General features: G+C 65.7%; 13 protein-coding genes. 9 read left to right on the top strand and 4 right to left on the bottom strand.

The window, feature by feature from the left end; translation table 11 throughout:
* Positions 1–78 precede the first annotated feature (78 nt).
* The 7 genes from BRAO375_RS15630 to BRAO375_RS15600 all read left to right on the top strand — a co-directional run bounded on the left by BRAO375_RS15630 (position 79) and on the right by BRAO375_RS15600 (position 9,291).
* A complete protein-coding gene (locus BRAO375_RS15630; protein WP_009028434.1) occupies positions 79–1,560 on the top strand; it encodes a DUF4153 domain-containing protein in 1,482 nt (493 codons plus the stop codon).
* 23 nt (positions 1,561–1,583) lie between these two features.
* Positions 1,584–2,279: a response regulator transcription factor gene (locus BRAO375_RS15625; protein WP_009028433.1), complete on the top strand. Its 696-nt coding sequence runs from the start codon at positions 1,584–1,586 to the stop codon at positions 2,277–2,279.
* On the top strand, positions 2,276–3,901 hold the full coding sequence (locus tag BRAO375_RS15620) for an ATP-binding protein (protein WP_009028432.1): 1,626 nt from the start codon (positions 2,276–2,278) through the stop codon (positions 3,899–3,901). The genes BRAO375_RS15625 and BRAO375_RS15620 overlap by 4 nt, the downstream gene beginning before the upstream one ends.
* A gap of 320 nt (positions 3,902–4,221) precedes the next feature.
* A complete protein-coding gene (locus BRAO375_RS15615) occupies positions 4,222–5,838 on the top strand; it encodes an ABC transporter substrate-binding protein (RefSeq protein WP_009028431.1) in 1,617 nt (538 codons plus the stop codon).
* Between the two features lie 24 nt (positions 5,839–5,862).
* Positions 5,863–6,840, top strand: a complete 978-nt coding sequence (locus BRAO375_RS15610) for an ABC transporter permease (protein WP_009028430.1) — start codon at positions 5,863–5,865, stop codon at positions 6,838–6,840.
* Position 6,841: 1 nt separating this feature from the next.
* On the top strand, positions 6,842–7,672 hold the full coding sequence (locus BRAO375_RS15605) for an ABC transporter permease (RefSeq protein WP_009028429.1): 831 nt from the start codon (positions 6,842–6,844) through the stop codon (positions 7,670–7,672).
* Positions 7,669–9,291: an ABC transporter ATP-binding protein gene (locus tag BRAO375_RS15600; RefSeq protein ID WP_009028428.1), complete on the top strand. Its 1,623-nt coding sequence runs from the start codon at positions 7,669–7,671 to the stop codon at positions 9,289–9,291. Before BRAO375_RS15605 ends, BRAO375_RS15600 begins: the two co-directional genes overlap by 4 nt.
* Before the next feature lie 4 nt (positions 9,292–9,295).
* On the opposite strand, the gene BRAO375_RS15595 is transcribed toward BRAO375_RS15600, so the two are convergent.
* Positions 9,296–10,606 carry an NAD(P)/FAD-dependent oxidoreductase gene (locus BRAO375_RS15595; protein ID WP_009028427.1) on the bottom strand — a complete coding sequence of 437 codons (1,311 nt, stop codon included), beginning with the start codon at positions 10,604–10,606 and terminating at the stop codon, positions 9,296–9,298.
* A 149-nt stretch (positions 10,607–10,755) separates the two neighbouring features.
* On the opposite strand from BRAO375_RS15595, the gene BRAO375_RS15590 reads away from it, so the two are divergent.
* Positions 10,756–11,613: a VOC family protein gene (locus BRAO375_RS15590; protein WP_009028426.1), complete on the top strand. Its 858-nt coding sequence runs from the start codon at positions 10,756–10,758 to the stop codon at positions 11,611–11,613.
* A gap of 42 nt (positions 11,614–11,655) precedes the next feature.
* Here BRAO375_RS15590 and BRAO375_RS15585 read toward each other — a convergent pair whose 3' ends face one another.
* From BRAO375_RS15585 to BRAO375_RS37415, 3 genes are all read right to left on the bottom strand, one after another.
* Positions 11,656–12,693, bottom strand: a complete 1,038-nt coding sequence (locus BRAO375_RS15585) for a 2Fe-2S iron-sulfur cluster-binding protein (RefSeq protein WP_009028425.1) — start codon at positions 12,691–12,693, stop codon at positions 11,656–11,658.
* Positions 12,693–14,621: an ethylbenzene dehydrogenase-related protein gene (locus BRAO375_RS15580; protein ID WP_009028424.1), complete on the bottom strand. Its 1,929-nt coding sequence runs from the start codon at positions 14,619–14,621 to the stop codon at positions 12,693–12,695. Before BRAO375_RS15580 ends, BRAO375_RS15585 begins: the two co-directional genes overlap by 1 nt.
* Positions 14,622–14,824: 203 nt before the next feature.
* Positions 14,825–15,415, bottom strand: a complete 591-nt coding sequence (locus BRAO375_RS37415) for a hypothetical protein (protein ID WP_139031389.1) — start codon at positions 15,413–15,415, stop codon at positions 14,825–14,827.
* Between the two features lie 256 nt (positions 15,416–15,671).
* Here BRAO375_RS37415 and BRAO375_RS15575 point away from each other — a divergent pair, with 256 nt between their 5' ends.
* Positions 15,672–17,420, top strand: coding sequence for a type I secretion system permease/ATPase (locus BRAO375_RS15575; RefSeq protein ID WP_009028423.1), 1,749 nt, complete (start codon positions 15,672–15,674; stop codon positions 17,418–17,420).
* Positions 17,421–17,494 lie beyond the last annotated feature (74 nt).

Genomic DNA, 17,494 nt, shown 5'->3' with positions numbered 1-17,494 from the left:
AGCGGCTGCACGCGGAGCCCTCATGGTGACTCACCGGCCGGTCCGTGCCGGCCGCACCGCTCCCTTGAGGACCTCCGCATGACCGCCTCCGCCGAGTTGACGGCTACCCCGGCCACATCTGATTCCAGATGGCTGAAATTCGCAATCGCGCTCGGGCTCGTCGGCCTCGCCGACGCGCTGCTCTACGGCGCCGGCTCCGGCGGTCTTGCCTTGCCGCTGTTCATCGCCATGCTCGCCGCGACCAGCATTCTCGTCAATGTCGCGCTGACCTCGCGCCCACGCCTGATCGGAGCAGCCATCCTCTTCGTCGCCGGCCTCGCTCCCGTGGTCGAGCAGCTCGGCCTGCTGTCGTTCCCCATCATGGTGGTGATGATCCTGTCGGCCGTGGCGTTCGCGACCCATCCGACGGCGCGCAGAGTCTGGCTGCCATTGACGGCGGTCCGAGATCTGCTGCTGATCGGACCGTTCCGGCTCGTTCCCGACATGATCATGATGCTGCGCGAGCATTCGCTCACGCGCGCGCTGCTGATCTGGAGCATCCCGCTGACGCTCGGCGGCGTGTTCGCGGTGTTGTTCGCCATCGCCAATCCAGTGATCGCACACTGGCTCGATGCCCTCGGTACCGGCAGCTCCGCGTCTGAGCTTTCGGTCGCGCGCGCGTTGTTCTGGCTGCTCGCACTGCCGATGATCTGGCCCTTCGTCCATCTGCGCTGGCGCCAGCGCAGCAAGCCGCCGCGGCCAATTGTCGATCGCGGACCCGATCAGCCTCCATCCATTCTGGCCACTGTCCTAGGTCCTGCGACCGTGATCCGGTCGCTGATCCTGTTCAACATCCTGTTTGCCATCCAGACCGTTCTCGACGGCGTCTATCTGTGGGGACACGCGGCGCTGCCGAACGGCGTGACGCATGCGGAGTATGCGCACCGCGGGGCCTATGTCCTGATCGGCACGGCGCTGCTGGCAGCCGCTTTCGTCATCGTTGCCGATCGCGCCGACAACTCGGCCGCCGGATCGCCGCTCATTCGTCCGCTGATCTATCTCTGGGTGGCGCAGAACGTCATGCTGGTCGTCTCCTCGATCCAACGGCTGAATATGTACATCGAGACCTATGCCCTCACCTATTGGCGGGTCGCCGCCCTGATCTGGATGATCCTGGTCGCGATCGGCCTTGTCTTCATCGTGCTCAGGACCATCCTCGACAAGCCGATGGCATGGCTGATCCGCGTGAACCTGCTGGCGCTTTCCACCGCGCTGTACGTCTGCACGTTCGTCAATCTCGACGCCGCGATCGCCGGCTACAACGTCGCGCATAGCCGCCAGGCCGGCCAGAGTGGTCCGTCCATCGATTGCGACTATCTGGTCTCGCTCGGCCCGGAGGCGCTGCCGGCGCTCGACCGCGCGATACGGCTGATGCCGGTGGAGCGGCTGCTGGCGAGTGACCGTGACCGTCTTGTCCGGGAGCAGCAAAGTCGCATGGCGGACTGGCGCAGCTGGAGCTTTCGCGGCTGGCGTTTGCAACGCTACCTCGATACACATTCCACATCGCCGAACCTCAACTGATGCCGCGCCGCGGAGCCCCGATCGTGACCTCCCGCATCCTCATCGTCGACGACGACCCACATATCCGGGAGGTGGTCCGCGTCGCCCTGAGCAAGGCCGGCAGGGCGGTGACGGAAGCCGCCGACGGCCGGGCCGCCCTTGCCCGGTTCGCCGACGACCGGCCCGACCTGATCGTGCTCGATGTCGGCATGCCGGAGTTCGACGGGCTCGAAGTCTGCCGACGGATCCGCAGGACGTCGCAGGTGCCGATCCTGTTTCTGTCGGCGCGCGACGAGGAGATCGATCGCATCCTCGGGCTCGAGATCGGCGGCGACGATTACGTCACCAAGCCGTTCAGCCCGCGCGAGCTCGTCGCCCGCGTCAACGTCATCCTGCGCCGCGTCGCAACGGGTGCTCGTACGCCCGAGCCGGATGAGCTGGCTCACGGCCTGCTTCGGCTCGATCCGCAGCAGCATGCGGCTCGTTTCGGCGACACGCCTCTGACGCTCACCGCGCTGGAGTTCAGCATCGTGCGCACACTGCTGACGCGCCCCGCCGTGGTTTTCAGCCGCGAGCAGATCATGACCGCGGCCTATCAGCTCAACATCCAGGTCTCCGACCGAACCATCGACAGCCACATCCGCAACATCCGCGCCAAGCTGGCGGCGGCGGGCTGCGACGACGCAATCGAGACGGTTCACGGCGTGGGCTTCCGGCTGGGCCGCTGCGGCGCCTCATGATCGCTCCCAAGCCGAAGAAGAAATGGCGGCCGTCGCTGGGGCAGATCGTGTTCGGCGTGCTTGCGCTGGTCGCGACCCTGCCGCTGGTCGGGCTGTTCTTCTTCCGCATCTACGACAATCAGCTGATCCGCCAGACCCAGGCCGAGCTGATCGCGCAGAGCCGCGTGCTGGCCGCGATCTATGCCGAAGAAGTGACGGCGCGCCTCGCCGCCGGCATCCCGCTGGGCATCGAGATCCCTCCCGAAGCCCGCCCCGATTCATCCGACGAGGTGACGCCGATCCGTCCGCTGCTGGACCTCCTGGCCAACGATCTGTTCGTCCGCCGGCCCGACGCCCGCGATGCGGCCGAGCCCGCCGACCCCGCTTATGTCGCGATCGGCGCCCGGCTGTTGCCGGTGATCCGCGAGACCCAGAAGGTGACGCTTGCCGGCTTCCGCGTGCTCGATCCGCAGGGCGTCGTGGTCGCCGGCCGCGACGAGATGGGCAAATCGCTCGCGCATATCGAGGAGGTCGCCGCCGCCCTGAAAGGCACGTACAGCGCCGCGCTGCGCATCCGCATCCCCGACAAGGCGCCGCCGCCGATCTACTCGTTCAGCCGCGGCGTCGGCGTCCACGTGTTCTCCGCGATGCCCGTCATCGTCAACGATCACGTCGCCGGTGTGATCTACACCTCGCGAACGCCGCGCAACATCTTCGAGCATCTCTATGTCGAACGTGGCAAGTTCATCGCGGCCGCGTCCGCCATCATTCTCACGACGCTGCTGGTCGGCCTCATCGTGGCGCGCACGATCACCCGTCCGATGCGCGAGCTGGTCGATCGCGCCGGAAGGATCGGTCGCAACGATCCCGCCGGCTTCCGGCCGCTTGCCCATTACGGCACGCGCGACTTCGCCGAATTGGCCGAGCACTTCTTCGCGATGGCCGAGCAGCTGGCGCAGCGCTCCAGCTACGTCAGAAATTTTTCCGCCCATCTGACGCACGAGCTGAAGTCACCGCTGACCTCGATCAAGGGCGCCGCCGAGCTGCTGCTGGATTCGCTGCACGCCACGTCGGGGCAACTGACACGCGCCGAACAGGAGCGGTTTCTCAGCAACATCCTCGGCGACGCCGACCGGCTCGACCGGATGGCGCAGCGCCTGCGCGAGCTCGCGCGCGCCGAAGCCGTGCAGCAGAGCGAGACCAGCAGGCCGTCTGACGTGATCCTGGCCTTGCGCGAGCGGTTTCCCACGACCCAGATCGATACGCAGGGCAGCCTTGAGCACGAGGTCGGGCTTTCGAGCGAGACGCTGCTGATCGTGCTCACGCATCTCGCCGACAACGCCTTACGCCATGGGGCGCGGGCGATCCGGCTGGACGCGGAGAACCGCGGGGATCGGCTCGCCCTGAGGGTGAGCAACGACGGTCATCCGATCTCGCCGGCGAACCGCGAACGGATCTTCGATGCGTTCTTTACAACGCGTCGCGACAGCGGCGGCACCGGGATGGGGCTTTCGATCGTACGCGCCGTCATGATGAGCCACGGCGGAGCGATCGAGCTCCTGCCGGACGCACCCGAGGTGAGCTTCGAGCTGCGGCTGCCCGCCGCAGAGCGCGGAACGCCGGATCAATCACACCTGAAATAGAAACTGAGAGGACGAATTCCGCCGAGGTTGCGGATCTCGCGACATCCGGCTGTGGATGGCGCGACATGCCGCCGCAATGCTCGGCTTGGGCGGCCTGCCTGGCTTGAGCGATCATCTGCTTCGGACCCCCGCCCCCGGAGCCCGGGCATGCTGGCGAACGTTCGTATACAAGCAATCTGTTTCCCGGCTGCAAAGACTTCGGTTCCTGTCGCCGCCGAGGTCCGGCGTGCAATTGGGAATGACTTGGCAGGACGATCCGCGTAAGCTCGGGACTTATTGCACCATCGGCCGGCTGTTGCCTCGGCCTTCGGGAGACCTTGATGAATTCGAGCCGTTTCGAGATCACGCGCCGCACCGCCCTTCTGACCTCGGCTGCGATTGCCGCCAATGTCGCCAATCCGCTGCGCGCCTTCGCGCAGGAGACGCCACGCAAAGGCGGCGTGTTCAACGTGCATTACGGCGCCGAGCAACGCCAGCTGAACCCGAGCCTGCAGGCCTCGACCGGCGTCTACATCATCGGCGGCAAGATCCAGGAGAATCTCGTCGATCTCGATGCCAAGGGGCAGCCGGTCGGCGTGCTCGCCGAGAGCTGGGAAGCGACGCCGGACGGCAAGACCATCACGTTCAAGCTGCGCAAGGGCATCACCTGGCATGACGGCAAGCCGTTCACGTCCGAGGACGTCGCCTTCACCGCCATGAACATGTGGAAGAAGATCCTCAACTACGGATCGACGCTGCAGCTGTTCCTCACCGCCGTCGATACGCCGGATCCGCAGACCGCGATCTTCCGCTACGAGCGGCCGATGCCGCTCAATTTGCTGCTGCGCGCCCTGCCCGATCTCGGCTACGTCTCGGCCAAGCACATCTATGAGAGCGGCGACATCCGGCAGAACCCGGCCAATCTCGCGCCGGTCGGCACCGGCCCCTTCAAGTTCGTGAAGTATGAGCGCGGGCAGTACATCATCGCCGAGCGCAATGCCGATTATTGGCGTCCGAATGCGCCCTATCTCGATCGCATCGTCTGGAAGGTGATCACCGACCGCGCCGCCGCCGCCGCCCAGATGGAGGCCGGCGAGCTGCACTACAGCCCGTTCTCCGGACTGACCATCTCCGACATGGCGCGGCTCGGCAAGGACAAGCGCTTCATCGTCTCGACCAAGGGCAATGAGGGCAACGCGCGCACCAACACGCTCGAGTTCAACGTCCGTCGCAAGGAGCTGTCGGACGTGAAGGTCCGCCGCGCCATCGCGCATGCCATCAACGTGCCGTTCTTCATCGAGAACTTCCTCGGCGATTTCGCCAAGATCGGCACCGGGCCGATCCCGTCGACGTCGACGGACTTCTATCCCGGCGCTGATACGCCGCAATACCCCTACGACAAGGCGAAGGCCGCGGCGCTGCTCGACGAGGCCGGCTACAAGCGCGCCGCCGGCGGCACCCGCTTCTCGCTGAAGCTCCTGCCGGCGCCGTGGGGCGAGGACATCTCGCTGTGGTCGACCTTCATCCAGCAGTCGCTCGGCGAAGTCGGCATCGCGGTCGAGATCGTCCGTAACGATGGCGGCGGCTTCCTGAAGCAGGTCTATGACGAGCACGCCTTCGATCTCGCCACGGGCTGGCACCAGTACCGCAACGATCCGGCCGTCTCGACGACGGTGTGGTACCGCTCCGGCCAGCCGAAGGGCGCGCCATGGACCAACCAGTGGGGCTGGGACGACGCCAAGATCGACAAGATCATCGACGATGCCGCCACCGAGGTCGATCCGGCCAAGCGCAAGGCGCTCTATGCGGACTTCGTACGCGAGGCCAATACCGAGCTGCCGGTGTGGATGCCGATCGAGCAGATCTTCGTCACGGTGATCACTGCGAAGGCCCGCAATCATTCCAATACGCCTCGCTGGGGATCGTCGAGCTGGCACGATCTCTGGCTGTCTTCCTGAGCCGAGCTCCGTCAGGATGAGGCCATGCGCATCTTGAGCCTTGCGGGGCGGCGACTCGCCGCCTCGATCCCCACCCTGTTCCTGATCCTGATCGGCGTCTTCCTGCTGCTGCAGCTCGCACCGGGCGACACGGTCGACGCGATGATGGCGCAGATGGGCGGCGGCGATGCGGCCACCGCGCGCGAGCTGCGCCGCTTCTACGGCCTCGATGTCTCCGTCCCCGTGCAGCTCGCCAACTATCTGTGGCGGCTGGTGCGGCTCGACCTCGGCTTCTCCGCGATCTACGGCAAGCCGGTTGCGAGCGTGATCCTGGAACGACTGCCGCCGACGCTGCTGCTGATGACATCGGCGCTGTCGTTCGCGTTCTTCTTCGGCCTCGTGTTCGGCGTCATCGCAGCGCGGGGCGTCAACCGCTGGCCGGATACGCTGATCTCGACGGTCGGCCTGATCTTCTACGCCACGCCTTCGTTCTGGTTCGGGCTGATGGCCATCGTCGTGTTCTCGATCTATCTGCAATGGCTGCCGGCCGGCGGCTTCGAGGACATCGGAACGGTCAGCACCGGGCTGTGGCGCGTGCTCGACATTGCGAGCCATCTGGTGCTGCCGTCACTGACGCTCGGCCTGATCTTCCTCGCGATCTATCTGCGCATCATGCGCGCCTCGATGCTGGAGGTTCTGAACCTCGATTTCATCCGTACGGCGCGGGCCAAAGGCCTCGACGAGACCCGCATCATCACCCGCCACGTGCTGCGCAATGCGCTGCTGCCGATGGTGACGCTGATCGGGCTGCAGGCCGGCACGATGCTCGGGGGATCGGTGGTGGTCGAGACCGTGTTCTCGCTGCCCGGCCTCGGGCGGCTCGCCTACGAATCTGTCGTTCAGCGCGATCTCAACACCCTGCTCGGCATCGTCTTCGTCTCGGCGCTGCTGGTGATCGCGGTCAACTTCATCACCGACCTGCTCTATGCGCGGCTCGATCCGCGCATCACGGCGGAGAACTAGCATGGATGCGGTCAAACGCTACTTCCGCAGTCCCGCCGCGGTCCTGGGCCTCGTGCTGCTCCTGATCATCATCGGCATGGCGCTCAGCGCCGGTTATTTCTATCCGCGCGATCCGCTCGCGCTTGCCGGTCGGCCCTTGGTATGGCCGTTCGCCAATCCGCGCTTCCTGCTCGGCACCGACAATTCGGGCCGCGACATCGCTGCCCAGATCTTTCACGGCGCCCGCATCTCGCTCTTGATCGGCGGCGTCGCCACGCTGATCGCGGTCACGATCGGCGTACTGGTCGGCGCGCTCGCAGGCTATTACGGCGGCTGGATCGACAACGTGCTGATGCGCATCACCGAGGCCTTCCAGACGCTGCCGAACTTCGTGCTGCTGCTGGTGCTGGTCGCCGTGTTCGGCTCGACCTTGACCACGGTCACGATCGCCGTCGGCATTGTGTCCTGGCCGGCGCCGGCACGGCTGACGCGGGCGGAATTCCTGTCGCTGCGCAGCCGCGAGTTCGTCCAGGCAGGCCGCACGCTCGGCATGCGTGATGCGCAGCTGATCCTGCGCGAGATCCTGCCCAACGCCCTGCCGCCGGTCATCGTCTATGCCGGTGTGGTGATGGCGGTCGCGATCCTCCTGGAAAGCGCGCTCGCCTTCCTGCGGCTGTCCGATGCCAACGTCGCCTCCTGGGGCAATCTGATCGGCCTCGGACGCGACGTGCTGCGCGTGCAATGGTACGTCTCGGCGATCCCCGGCGTCGCCATCCTGATCACGGTGCTCGCGGTGTCGCTGGTCGGCCAGGGCCTCAACGATGCGCTGAATCCGCGGCTGAAGCAGCGATGAGTTCGACCGATCCCATTCTCACCGTCGACCGCCTGAGCGTCCGCCTGCCAAAAGGCGCGGACCGCACCCATGCGATCTCCGAGGTCTCGCTATCGGTCGCCGAGAACGAGATCGTCTGCATCGTCGGCGAATCCGGCTCCGGCAAGTCGATGATGGCCAACACCATCATGCGGCTGCTGCCTGACGGCGTGACCACCGACGGCGGCCGCCTGCTGTTCGCCGGCCGCGATCTGTGCACAGCGTCTGCCGCAGAGATGCGCGGCATTCGCGGCGCCGAGATCGCGATGGTGTTCCAGGAGCCGATGACGGCGCTGAACCCGCTGCGCACGATCGGCGACCAGATCGGCGAGGTGCTGGAGATCCATACCGAGCTGACGAAGGCCGAGATCAAGTCGCGCGTCTCGTCGCTGCTGACCGACGTCAACATCCCCGATCCGGCACGCGCGGCCAAGGCGTATCCGCACGAGCTGTCCGGCGGCCAGCGCCAGCGCGCGATGATTGCCATGGCGCTCGCGCTCGATCCGAAGCTGTTGATCGCGGACGAGCCGACTACGGCGCTCGACGTGACGACGCAGGCGCAGATCCTCAAGCTGATCCGCGAGCTGCAACAGCGGCGCAGAACCGCCGTGCTGTTCATCACGCACGATTTCGGCGTGGTCGCCGAGATTGCCGACCGCGTCGTGGTGATGCAGCAGGGCGTTGTTGTCGAGCACGGTCCGGCGCGCGACGTGCTGCGACATCCGCAGCACCCGTACACACAGCAACTCATCGCGGCGGTCCCTCCCGTCGCGGCCCCCCCTCCGCGCCAGCTATCAGACGAGACCATTCTGGCGCTGTCCGGCGTCACCAAGACCTACCGCACCGGCGGCTTCCTCGGCCGGGGCGAGCGTGTCACCCATGCCGTGAAGGACGTCTCGCTGACGCTGCCCAAGGGCGCCACGCTCGGCATCGTCGGCGAATCCGGCTCCGGCAAGTCGACACTCGCCCGCTGCATCATCCGCCTGCTCGATCCCGATGCCGGATCGATCTTGCTCGATGGCCAGGACTGGGCCCGCCTCTCGCGCACCGAGATTCGCGGCCGCACCCAGCAGATGCAGATGGTGTTTCAGGATCCCTTCGCCTCGCTCAACCCGCGCCGCAAGGCCGTCGAGCTGGTCGCGCAAGGTCCGATCATCCACGGCACGCCCAGAGATCAGGCGCTCGCCGAGGCGCGCGAGCTGTTCGAGCTGGTGGGTCTCGACCCATCGGCAGCAAATCGCTTCCCACACGAATTCTCCGGCGGTCAGCGCCAGCGCATCGGCCTCGCCCGCGCGCTGGCGCTGAAGCCCGCGGTGCTGGTCGCCGACGAGCCGGTGTCTGCGCTCGACGTGTCCGTGCAGGCGCAGGTGCTGCGCCTGCTCACCGACCTGCGCGCGCGGCTCGGCCTGTCGATCATCTTCATCACCCACGACCTGCGCGTGGCCGCGCAGATCTGCGATCTCGTCGCCGTGATGAAGGACGGCGTGGTCGTCGAGCACGGCCTGACAGGCGACGTGTTCGGCAGCCCTCAGCATTCCTACACGCAGGCCCTGCTCGCGGCCATTCCGGGCGGCGACTTCGCCCGGACGCCACAGGGCTGACGCGCTACGCGATTTCGCGCGCGTCGCGATAGCGGTACAGCAGCAGCATCAGCGGTGCGAACGGCCGCAGCAGCGCATGCGCGGGAATGGTGACCGGCTCCGTGAACGGCAGCGCCAGCTCTCCTGCGGGCACCCCTTGCACGGCCTTCGCGAGCTCGGCGCCGAGCGGGATCGTCAGCGCGACCGCGCGCCCGTTGCATCCGGTCCAGCCATAGGCATCGGGACCAAGACGGTGGATGCGCGGCATGTAGTCGGTGGTCATACCGACATAGCCGTTCCAGACATAGTCGAACTTGACGTCACCGATCTGCGGCCACAGCCGCTGCAGACGTTCGGCGACCCTCGCCTTCAGCCGCTCGGCCTTGTTGCCGGGCCCGATCACGGCGCCGCCGGTCACCAGCCGGTTGCGCGCGTCATAACGGGCGAAATACAGCTCGCCATGGGTGTCGGACATCGCCTGGCGCGATGGGATGATCGTCTTGCGCACATTGTCCGACAGCGGCTGCGTCGCCATCTGCCACGACAGTACCGGCATCACCTCATGCGCGATGTCAGGCGCGAGCGCCTTTGAGAACTCGCCACTATAGGCATTGCTCGCCAGCACCAGCGCACGCGCCGACAGCTCTCCTTGCGCGGTGCGGACGACCCAGCGATCGCCGTGCCGGGCGAAATCGATCACCGGGGAACGTGCGTAGATCCGGCCGCCCAGGCCGAGCACGGTGCGCGCGAGCCCGCGCGCCAGCGCGAGCGGATTGATGTGCCCGCCCATCCTGTTCCAGAAGCCACCATGCCACGCATCCGAGCCGAGCATGTCGCGCGCCTGATCGCGCGACAGCAGCTCGACCGGCGCGCCGAATTTCGACCACTGCCTGAACCGGCGCTCGGCGATCTTGATACGGCCGGGCGAGTGCACAGGCTGCACCCAGCCGGCCTGCTCCTGCTCGGCGTCGATGTTGTAGCGCTTGACGGTATCGAACAGAGTCTGAGCACTGTCGCGCAGCATCGCGACGAAGCGCTCGCCGGCCGCGCCGTGACGCGCGATGAGATCCTCCGGATCGGGCCGCGACAGTGTTGGGATCACCTGGCCGTTATTGCGGCCCGAGGCGCCCCAGCCGGGCTCCATCGCCTCGACGATGGCGGCATCGACCCCGGCCTCGCGCAGATGCAGCGCCGTCGACAGGCCGGTGAAGCCGCCGCCGATGATGACCACATCGGCCTGCTGGCTGCCCTGCAGCACCGGCAACTCCGGCCCGGGCGGGGTCTGGGCCGCCCACAGGGAAGGAGGCCATTGAACGTGATCCCTGGTCGTGCTCATCGCGACAGCTCATTTCTGCTTATCGATCAGCCTCGCGGAGATCGATCTTGCCTTGCGCCCGGCGGCCGTTGGCGCCGGTTGCGGCGCATGGGTCGATTGGGCATAGTTCGGCCGCCAATATGCCAAGTTCGCTGCAAGGAGACAAACGCGTGGCCCTCAAGAACGTCATCGGTATCGATCACGCTGTGGTCGTGGTGAAGGAGCTCGACGCGGCCGCCGAGACCTGGAAGCGGCTCGGCTTCACGCTGTCGCCCCGCGGCACGCACAGCGCCAAGATGGGGTCCGGCAATTACACCATCATGCTCGATCCGGATTACATCGAGCTGCTCGGCATCCTCGCCGAGACGGACCACAATGTGCCGACGCGCAACTTCCTCGCCCAGCGCGGTGAAGGCATCGAGCGCATTGCCTTTACCGCCGTCGATTCCGCGGCCGGTGCCGAGGAGATCCGTGCCAAGGGTTTCGAGCCGATCGGGCCGATCGACTTCGAGCGTCCGGTGCCGCTGCCGGATGGCACGATCTCGGCCGCCAAATTTCGCGTGTTCCAGTGGCCCGTCGTGGAGGCGCCGGGTGGCCTGCGCATCTTCGCCTGCCAGCACAAGACCCGCGAGACGGTCTGGATCCCCGAGCTGATGAGCCACGCCAACGCGGCCAAGCAGCTGAAGCAGGCGCTGATCGTGACGCCGGATCCGGCCAAGGACGCCGCGCATCTGTCGCGGCTGATCGATCGCGACGGACGCCGCGACGCCGATGGCGCGGTGACGGTGCCCTCTGGCGGCGACCGTGCCGATTTCGTCTTCCTGACCCGGGATCAGCTGGCAGCACGTTATCCCGGCGTTTCGCTGAGCGGTTTGCCGGAGCGCGGCGGCGCCGGCCTCGTGCTGGCCTCGCATGATCTGGCGAAGACGGAGAAGGCTCTGGGCGCCACGGCGGTACGCAGCGGAACGAGCATCGTCGTGCCGCCGGCTTCGGCCACCGGCACCCTGCTCGCCTTCGTCGCCGGTTAGCGCCGGGACGTTGCGGCCGCGCCCATCGCGGCCGCCTTTATCTTATTCCGCTGGCTGGAACATGGCCGGACGACCGCGCTGGCTGTCGAGCCAGCCCACGAGCCGATCCATCAGGCCGCCGCCGCTCGACTCCGACGGCTGAGCCGACGACACGAACGGATCGCAGTGACACTTGGCTCCGCCCGCGCGCGCCATCTTCGCCACCGCCTCGGTCATCGCCGGCGCGCCGCAGGTGTAGACGACGTCGTTCGGGGAGATCTCAGGCATGTGCTCGGTCGGGCGGCCGCTACGAATCGCCGGCGAGACGTTTTGCGGCTCCGAGACGATCGGAATGATCTTGACGTTCGGAAACCGCGCCAGCCGGCACAGCGCCTGGTGCATGTAGAACGACTGCAGCGTGCGTGACACCACGATGAACACGATTTCGCGCTTCGGATTCTCGGTGATGGCGGCGACCGCGATCGCCCACATCGGCGCAAAACCGGTGCCGCTCGCGACCAGGATGATCCGGCCACGATGCTTCTGCCGGAAGAACGCGGTGCCGAGCGGCGCCGTCAGCTTGACACGGTGGCCGACCTGAATGTCGCGGCCGAGCGCCGACGACACCAGACCGTCCTTCAGGATGCGGATGTGAAGATAGAGTAGATGGCTGTCGGGGGCGCCGACCATCGGATAGGTCGGGCTGTAGCAGCGCGTCGGAAAACCGCGATACTGCACCTTGGCATATTGTCCGGGAAAGAAGCGCAGCGGCTTCGGCATCTCGATGGTGACGCCGACGACGTCGGGCGCAAGACGAACGAGATCGCCGACCTCGCAATTCATCGTCACCGTCTCCGGCACCGGCTCGGTGATGATCTTCAGGTCCGACACCACGCGCGCCTGGCAGGCATGCGCCATGTCGCCTTCCATGCCGCCGAACAGCTTGCCGTCGACGACCGTCACCTTGCAGGAGCCACAGATTCCGCTGCGGCAGTCATGGGGCAGATCCACGCCACTGTTGATGGCGCCGTCGAGCAGGATATCGCCCACATTCGCGTAGAACGTTTCCCTGTTGTACTGGATTTTGCAAATCTTACCCATCACTGCACCTCAAGTCGCATCGGCCGGATCTGCCTCGTATGTCGGATCTGGGTGTGGTCGAACGCTGCGACTCGCATGAAGACACCGTTCTTGATCGGTACGTCGTACTTGCTTTTCGTGTCCATTTTGCGGGCGATTTCGAGCGTCCAGTGGCCCGCCGCCCAACGTGCGGCACAGCGGATGTCGGCGCGATCACCGGTGAACTCACCGCTGACGAGAACACCCGGCACCACGGTCCCGATCGGCGTCTGCGCGTCCGCCTCGGCGGAATACGGCACGGACTCAGCTTCAGTCATGAACCAGCGCGCACCTTCGCTCTCGCCGATGTTGGGATCGAGATTGATCTCGCCCATCGCTGCCGTCATCGCGGCCACGTCCTTCGGAAGGCGCTTCGGTCTCACGCCCCGATTTCCCAGTCTGGCAGCCTCCCTGTCGATCACGAAATTGTCCGAATAGTTCGCGGTGCCCGGGTCGGGGGCAAAGCCGCCTTTGTACGGCGCAAGCCCCTTGATCTGATCCGGCGTGGGCTCGGCCGGCGGACCGAAATGATTGTCGTCCATCCATCCGGTCGGCCCGCCGCTCGTCGCCTTCCACAACCACGCATCGGCATAAAGATTCGGTGCGGGCGTGTAATGAATGCCACGCCCCGACAGCGTCGCCGGCTTGTCCGGCATCGGCTGCGAGCTCATGTGGAAAGTTCGGTCAGCGGCCAAAGTGATCGGCAGCGTGGTGAACAGCAGCGAGAACTTGTCCTCGCTGTAGTCGTTCTCGTCGCCTTTCTCGAAGCCGTTATGCAGCAGATGCCAGCCGTCGGCCTTCTTGATCAGCGGCAGCTGCTTCAGCGAACGCGTCGGATCCTCCCAGATCACCAGGAAGTAGACCCAGGTCCCATCATGCGCCGCCTTGATCCACACCTTCGACTCGCCGGTGCCGTCGAAATTGTCGCCCTGGTTGGTCGTCACCATGTGCGGCTGGATGTTGCGCCAGACGCGATCGGACGAATCGCCGTCGAGCGTCGGCGCATCCGATGTCGCGATTCGATACACCGTGACAGTATCCTCGGCGTAGTAGTCGGCCGCGAACATCGCCGAGCCGATCACGATCGCCGCAGCCGTCGCGACCATGAAGGGATTGGCCTGAAAGCTGGGATTGCGACGCCGGGAATTACCCTTCCCCGGCGCCGGCGGACGCATGCGGCCGGCGGGCATGCGCGGCTCGGGTCGTCCACGCATCGGCTCCTCCATGCGCCGCGGCGCAGGCATCGGTTCACGCGCGCCGGGCCGCGCGGCAGGCGCAGGTTTCCTCGGCGGGGCCTCCGCCTCCTCCAGCTTCTCGGACTGCTCGACCAGCATGGTCAGAAGCTCGACCGGATCGAGCTTCGGCGGCGGCGGCGGCAAGGGTGCAGGACGGAACACGCGATAGAGCTGCATCTTTCCACCGATGCTGAAGTGAACCAGAACGTGCAGCACCACGAACACCGGGATGACCCAGGTCGCATACCAATGGATCATCATGGTGACGTAGCCCGACGCCACGCCGAAGAACAGCAGGCCGCCGGTGACGATCAGCAGCGCCATCGCGATGAAGAGCACCCAATGCAGCATCACACTGATCGAGCCCAGTCGCGCGGGCCGCCGGCCGAGCAGACCTTTGAAGCGCATCTTGTCGATGGCGACGCGCCGGCCGAGTCCGGATTTCGCGATGTAGATCATGTAAGCGACGGCCACGCTCGCGAGCACGACTCCGGCGGGCATGTGCCACGTCCAGGTCCGATGCCGCGGCAGCAGCCAATCGAGATTGTTTGCGATCCAGGCATGCCCGGGCGCTTCGGTGGCCATGCGAAGCCCCGTCAGGAACGCGATCACGGTCGCGGCCACGAGGGTCCAGTGCAGCAGGATCGTGCCGTAATCAGTCTTTCTGATTTTCATGCGCGCGCTCCCTGACCTCTGCGCACGCAATCTGCGCGACTCACCGTGGACTCGGTGACCAACTTCCGCTTCAGCGGGCCACTCCCGCACTGGATGGCCGAATACGCACCGCTGATATGCGCCCCCCGCTCCAAATGCATTCCCGCATCACGCGCCCCGATGATGGTGATGTAGTCCAACAACTGTTCGTCCCCCGGATACTCTCAGTGACAACTCTTTCGCCTGACTTCGGCGTCGACCACGCCGTCCTCCATGCCGCCCGTTGCCACGCTACGATACGACGCGCCCCCTTGGATCACGTCCATGATGGTCAGTTGTTGCGCTCCGGGCCGGTGACGGGTTGCTCGGATCGCACGGAAACTGGCCGCTTTGCCCTCCCCTGGTTTGTTCGACCATCGCCTCAGAGCGACCGACCAAAACACTGAGCACGCGCGTTCGTTGAAAGAACGCATTGACCCTGCAGACAATGAGTGATGGTCGCGCTTCTCGAGCTGGTGCGCGAAGATGACTGTCCATGTCTTGCCGCCGTCGCCATGGTCGTCCTCCGCACCGTCGTCGCAATCCGCATGCTGGTGATGACAACGCCACCGCGTTGCACCGCAGGAAGATTTATTCGGCTTCGTGGCGTCATTCGGCCCGGACCACGGCCAATGAGCGCAGAACCAAGGTGATAGCCGGACGAATGTGTGACGCGCGTTGCGCGCGAGTAGTCGCGTGGAACCGCAACCATCGAAAATCACGCACAGAATTCGGAGCGCGCCCGAGACGGCGGCGTGTGCCGCATTTTCCAGCAACCAGTCTCGCGCGTTGCCGCTTCCCGAAGATTTTCTCCCGCAGCGTGTGACAGAAACGGCCGTGTGTCTCATTGTTGCCGGAAAATCGTCGGCATCGACTGTCAAGAGCGCTGATTGAAGCACTAGCCTTGGGAGACGCGCCTGGATGAGTCTGGCTCAAGACCGCCCCCGAAACAAAGCCGCGGCTGCCCTCACCGACCTTCTCTCGGGAAGCGACGATCCGGTCACGCGCGGATTGCGCCAGGCGGTTCGGCGCATGGCGGGCATCGGCGTGTTCAGCGGCGTGATCAACATCCTGATGCTGTCGGGCTCGGTCTACATGATGCAGGTCAATGATCGCGTCGTTCCGAGCAAGAACCTTGCGACCCTCATCGGCCTGTCGGTGATGATTCTGGCGGCGTATTTAATCCAGGGCTATTTCGACGCGCTGCGCTCGCGCATGCTGTGTCGGGTGGCAACCGTGTTCGATGCGAGCCTGCAGGACGCGATCCACCACGCTCTGGCCACACTGCCTCTGCGCGGCACCAAGCCGATGATGATGCAGCAGCCGCTGCGCGACCTCGATCAGTTGCGCGCCTTCATGTCGAGCATGGGGCCCACGGCTTTTCTCGACATGCCGTGGATTCCGATCTTCCTGATCGGCATGTTCCTGTTTCATCCGCTGATCGGCATCACCGCCATCATCGGCACAGCGGCCATCATCTCGATGACTCTGATCACCGATCGGCTGTCGAAACAGGCGAGCAAATCCGCCAGTGACACCAGCGCGGCGCGGCAGGTGCTCGCCGATGCCACCCAACGCAATGCGGAGGTGATTCGCGCGCTCGGCATGCTCGATCGCTTCTCGGCGCGCTGGAACGCGGTCAACGAAAAGTACCTGAAGGACAATATCCGCGCCAGCGACGTCTATTCGAACCTCGGCGCGGCGGCGAAAGTGCTGCGCTACATTCTGCAGTCGGGCATGCTCGGCATCGGTGCCGCGCTGGTCGTCTCCGAGCAGGCGTCGGGCGGCGTGATGATGGCCTCGTCGATCTTGATGGGACGCGCGCTTGCTCCAATCGAAATCGCACTCGGCAGCTGGAAGCAGCTGGTCGCGGCGCGCCAGGGCATCGCGCGCCTGCGCGATGTCTGCAGGGCCACCGCCAAGCCCGAAGCGCCTCCGGTCGCATTGCCGCGCCCCTGTCGGGAGCTTTCGGTTCAGGAGCTCACGGTCGCCGCCCCCGGCACTGATCGTCCGATCGTTCATAACGTGTCATTCGCGATCAAGGCCGGCACAGGTCTCGCGCTGCTCGGAGCCAGCGCATCCGGCAAGACCTCGCTCTCCAAGGCGCTGGTCGGCATCTGGCCCGCACTCAACGGCAGCGTCCGCCTCGATGGCGCCGCGCTCGACCAGTGGAGCAACGAGGATCTCGGCCGTCACATCGGCTATCTGCCGCAGGACGTCGCGCTGTTCGATGGCAGCATCGCCGACAACATCTGCCGCTTTGATGAGAATGCGAGCTCCGATGCCATTCTGAAGGCAGCGCAGATCGCGGGCGTGCACGACATCATCCTGCGGCTGCCGGAAGGCTACTCGACGCGAATCGGCCAGGGCGGAATGTCGCTGTCCGCCGGCCAGCGGCAACGGGTCGGCCTGGCGCGTGCCGTGTACGGCGATCCGTTCCTGATCGTGCTCGACGAACCCAACGCGAATCTGGACACCGACGGCGAGAATGCGCTCAGCCGCGCCATTCAGATCATGCGGCAGCAGAACCAGAGCATCGTCATCGTCATCTCGCATCGGCCGAGCGCGCTGAACGCATTGAACATGGCGCTGGTGCTGTACGAGGGCAAGGCGATCGCCTTCGGTCCGTGCCAGGAGATCTTCGCCCGCGTCGCCGGCGCCAAGGCACCCGCCGGGCCTGCCGTCACGCATGCCGCTGCGGCCCCCCGGGTCGCCGCTCCGGCAGCACCAAATCCGAACGCCAGAATGCTTCGTCGCGCCGCCCCAGCAGAAAGCGCTTGATCAATGAAACACATCAACGACTTCAGGCCATTCGACGATGAGGACTATGTGCGACCGAAGACCCGCGCCGTAGG

The organism is Bradyrhizobium sp. ORS 375 (genome assembly GCF_000239775.1).
Classification (GTDB): Bacteria; Pseudomonadota; Alphaproteobacteria; order Rhizobiales; family Xanthobacteraceae; genus Bradyrhizobium.
Note: the sequence above shows the minus strand (reverse complement) of the source record. Positions and strands in the feature narration are given on the sequence as shown.

Coding starts and splice junctions, on each gene's coding strand:
- BRAO375_RS15630 (WP_009028434.1), top strand. CDS start 79: ATGACCGCCTCCGCCGAGTTGACGGCTACCCCGGCCACATCTGATTCC.
- BRAO375_RS15595 (WP_009028427.1), bottom strand. CDS start 10,606: ATGAGCACGACCAGGGATCACGTTCAATGGCCTCCTTCCCTGTGGGCG.
- BRAO375_RS15575 (WP_009028423.1), top strand. CDS start 15,672: ATGGCGGGCATCGGCGTGTTCAGCGGCGTGATCAACATCCTGATGCTG.
- BRAO375_RS15600 (WP_009028428.1), top strand. CDS start 7,669: ATGAGTTCGACCGATCCCATTCTCACCGTCGACCGCCTGAGCGTCCGC.
- BRAO375_RS15585 (WP_009028425.1), bottom strand. CDS start 12,693: ATGGGTAAGATTTGCAAAATCCAGTACAACAGGGAAACGTTCTACGCG.
- BRAO375_RS15580 (WP_009028424.1), bottom strand. CDS start 14,621: ATGAAAATCAGAAAGACTGATTACGGCACGATCCTGCTGCACTGGACC.
- BRAO375_RS15610 (WP_009028430.1), top strand. CDS start 5,863: ATGCGCATCTTGAGCCTTGCGGGGCGGCGACTCGCCGCCTCGATCCCC.
- BRAO375_RS15620 (WP_009028432.1), top strand. CDS start 2,276: ATGATCGCTCCCAAGCCGAAGAAGAAATGGCGGCCGTCGCTGGGGCAG.
- BRAO375_RS15605 (WP_009028429.1), top strand. CDS start 6,842: ATGGATGCGGTCAAACGCTACTTCCGCAGTCCCGCCGCGGTCCTGGGC.
- BRAO375_RS15615 (WP_009028431.1), top strand. CDS start 4,222: ATGAATTCGAGCCGTTTCGAGATCACGCGCCGCACCGCCCTTCTGACC.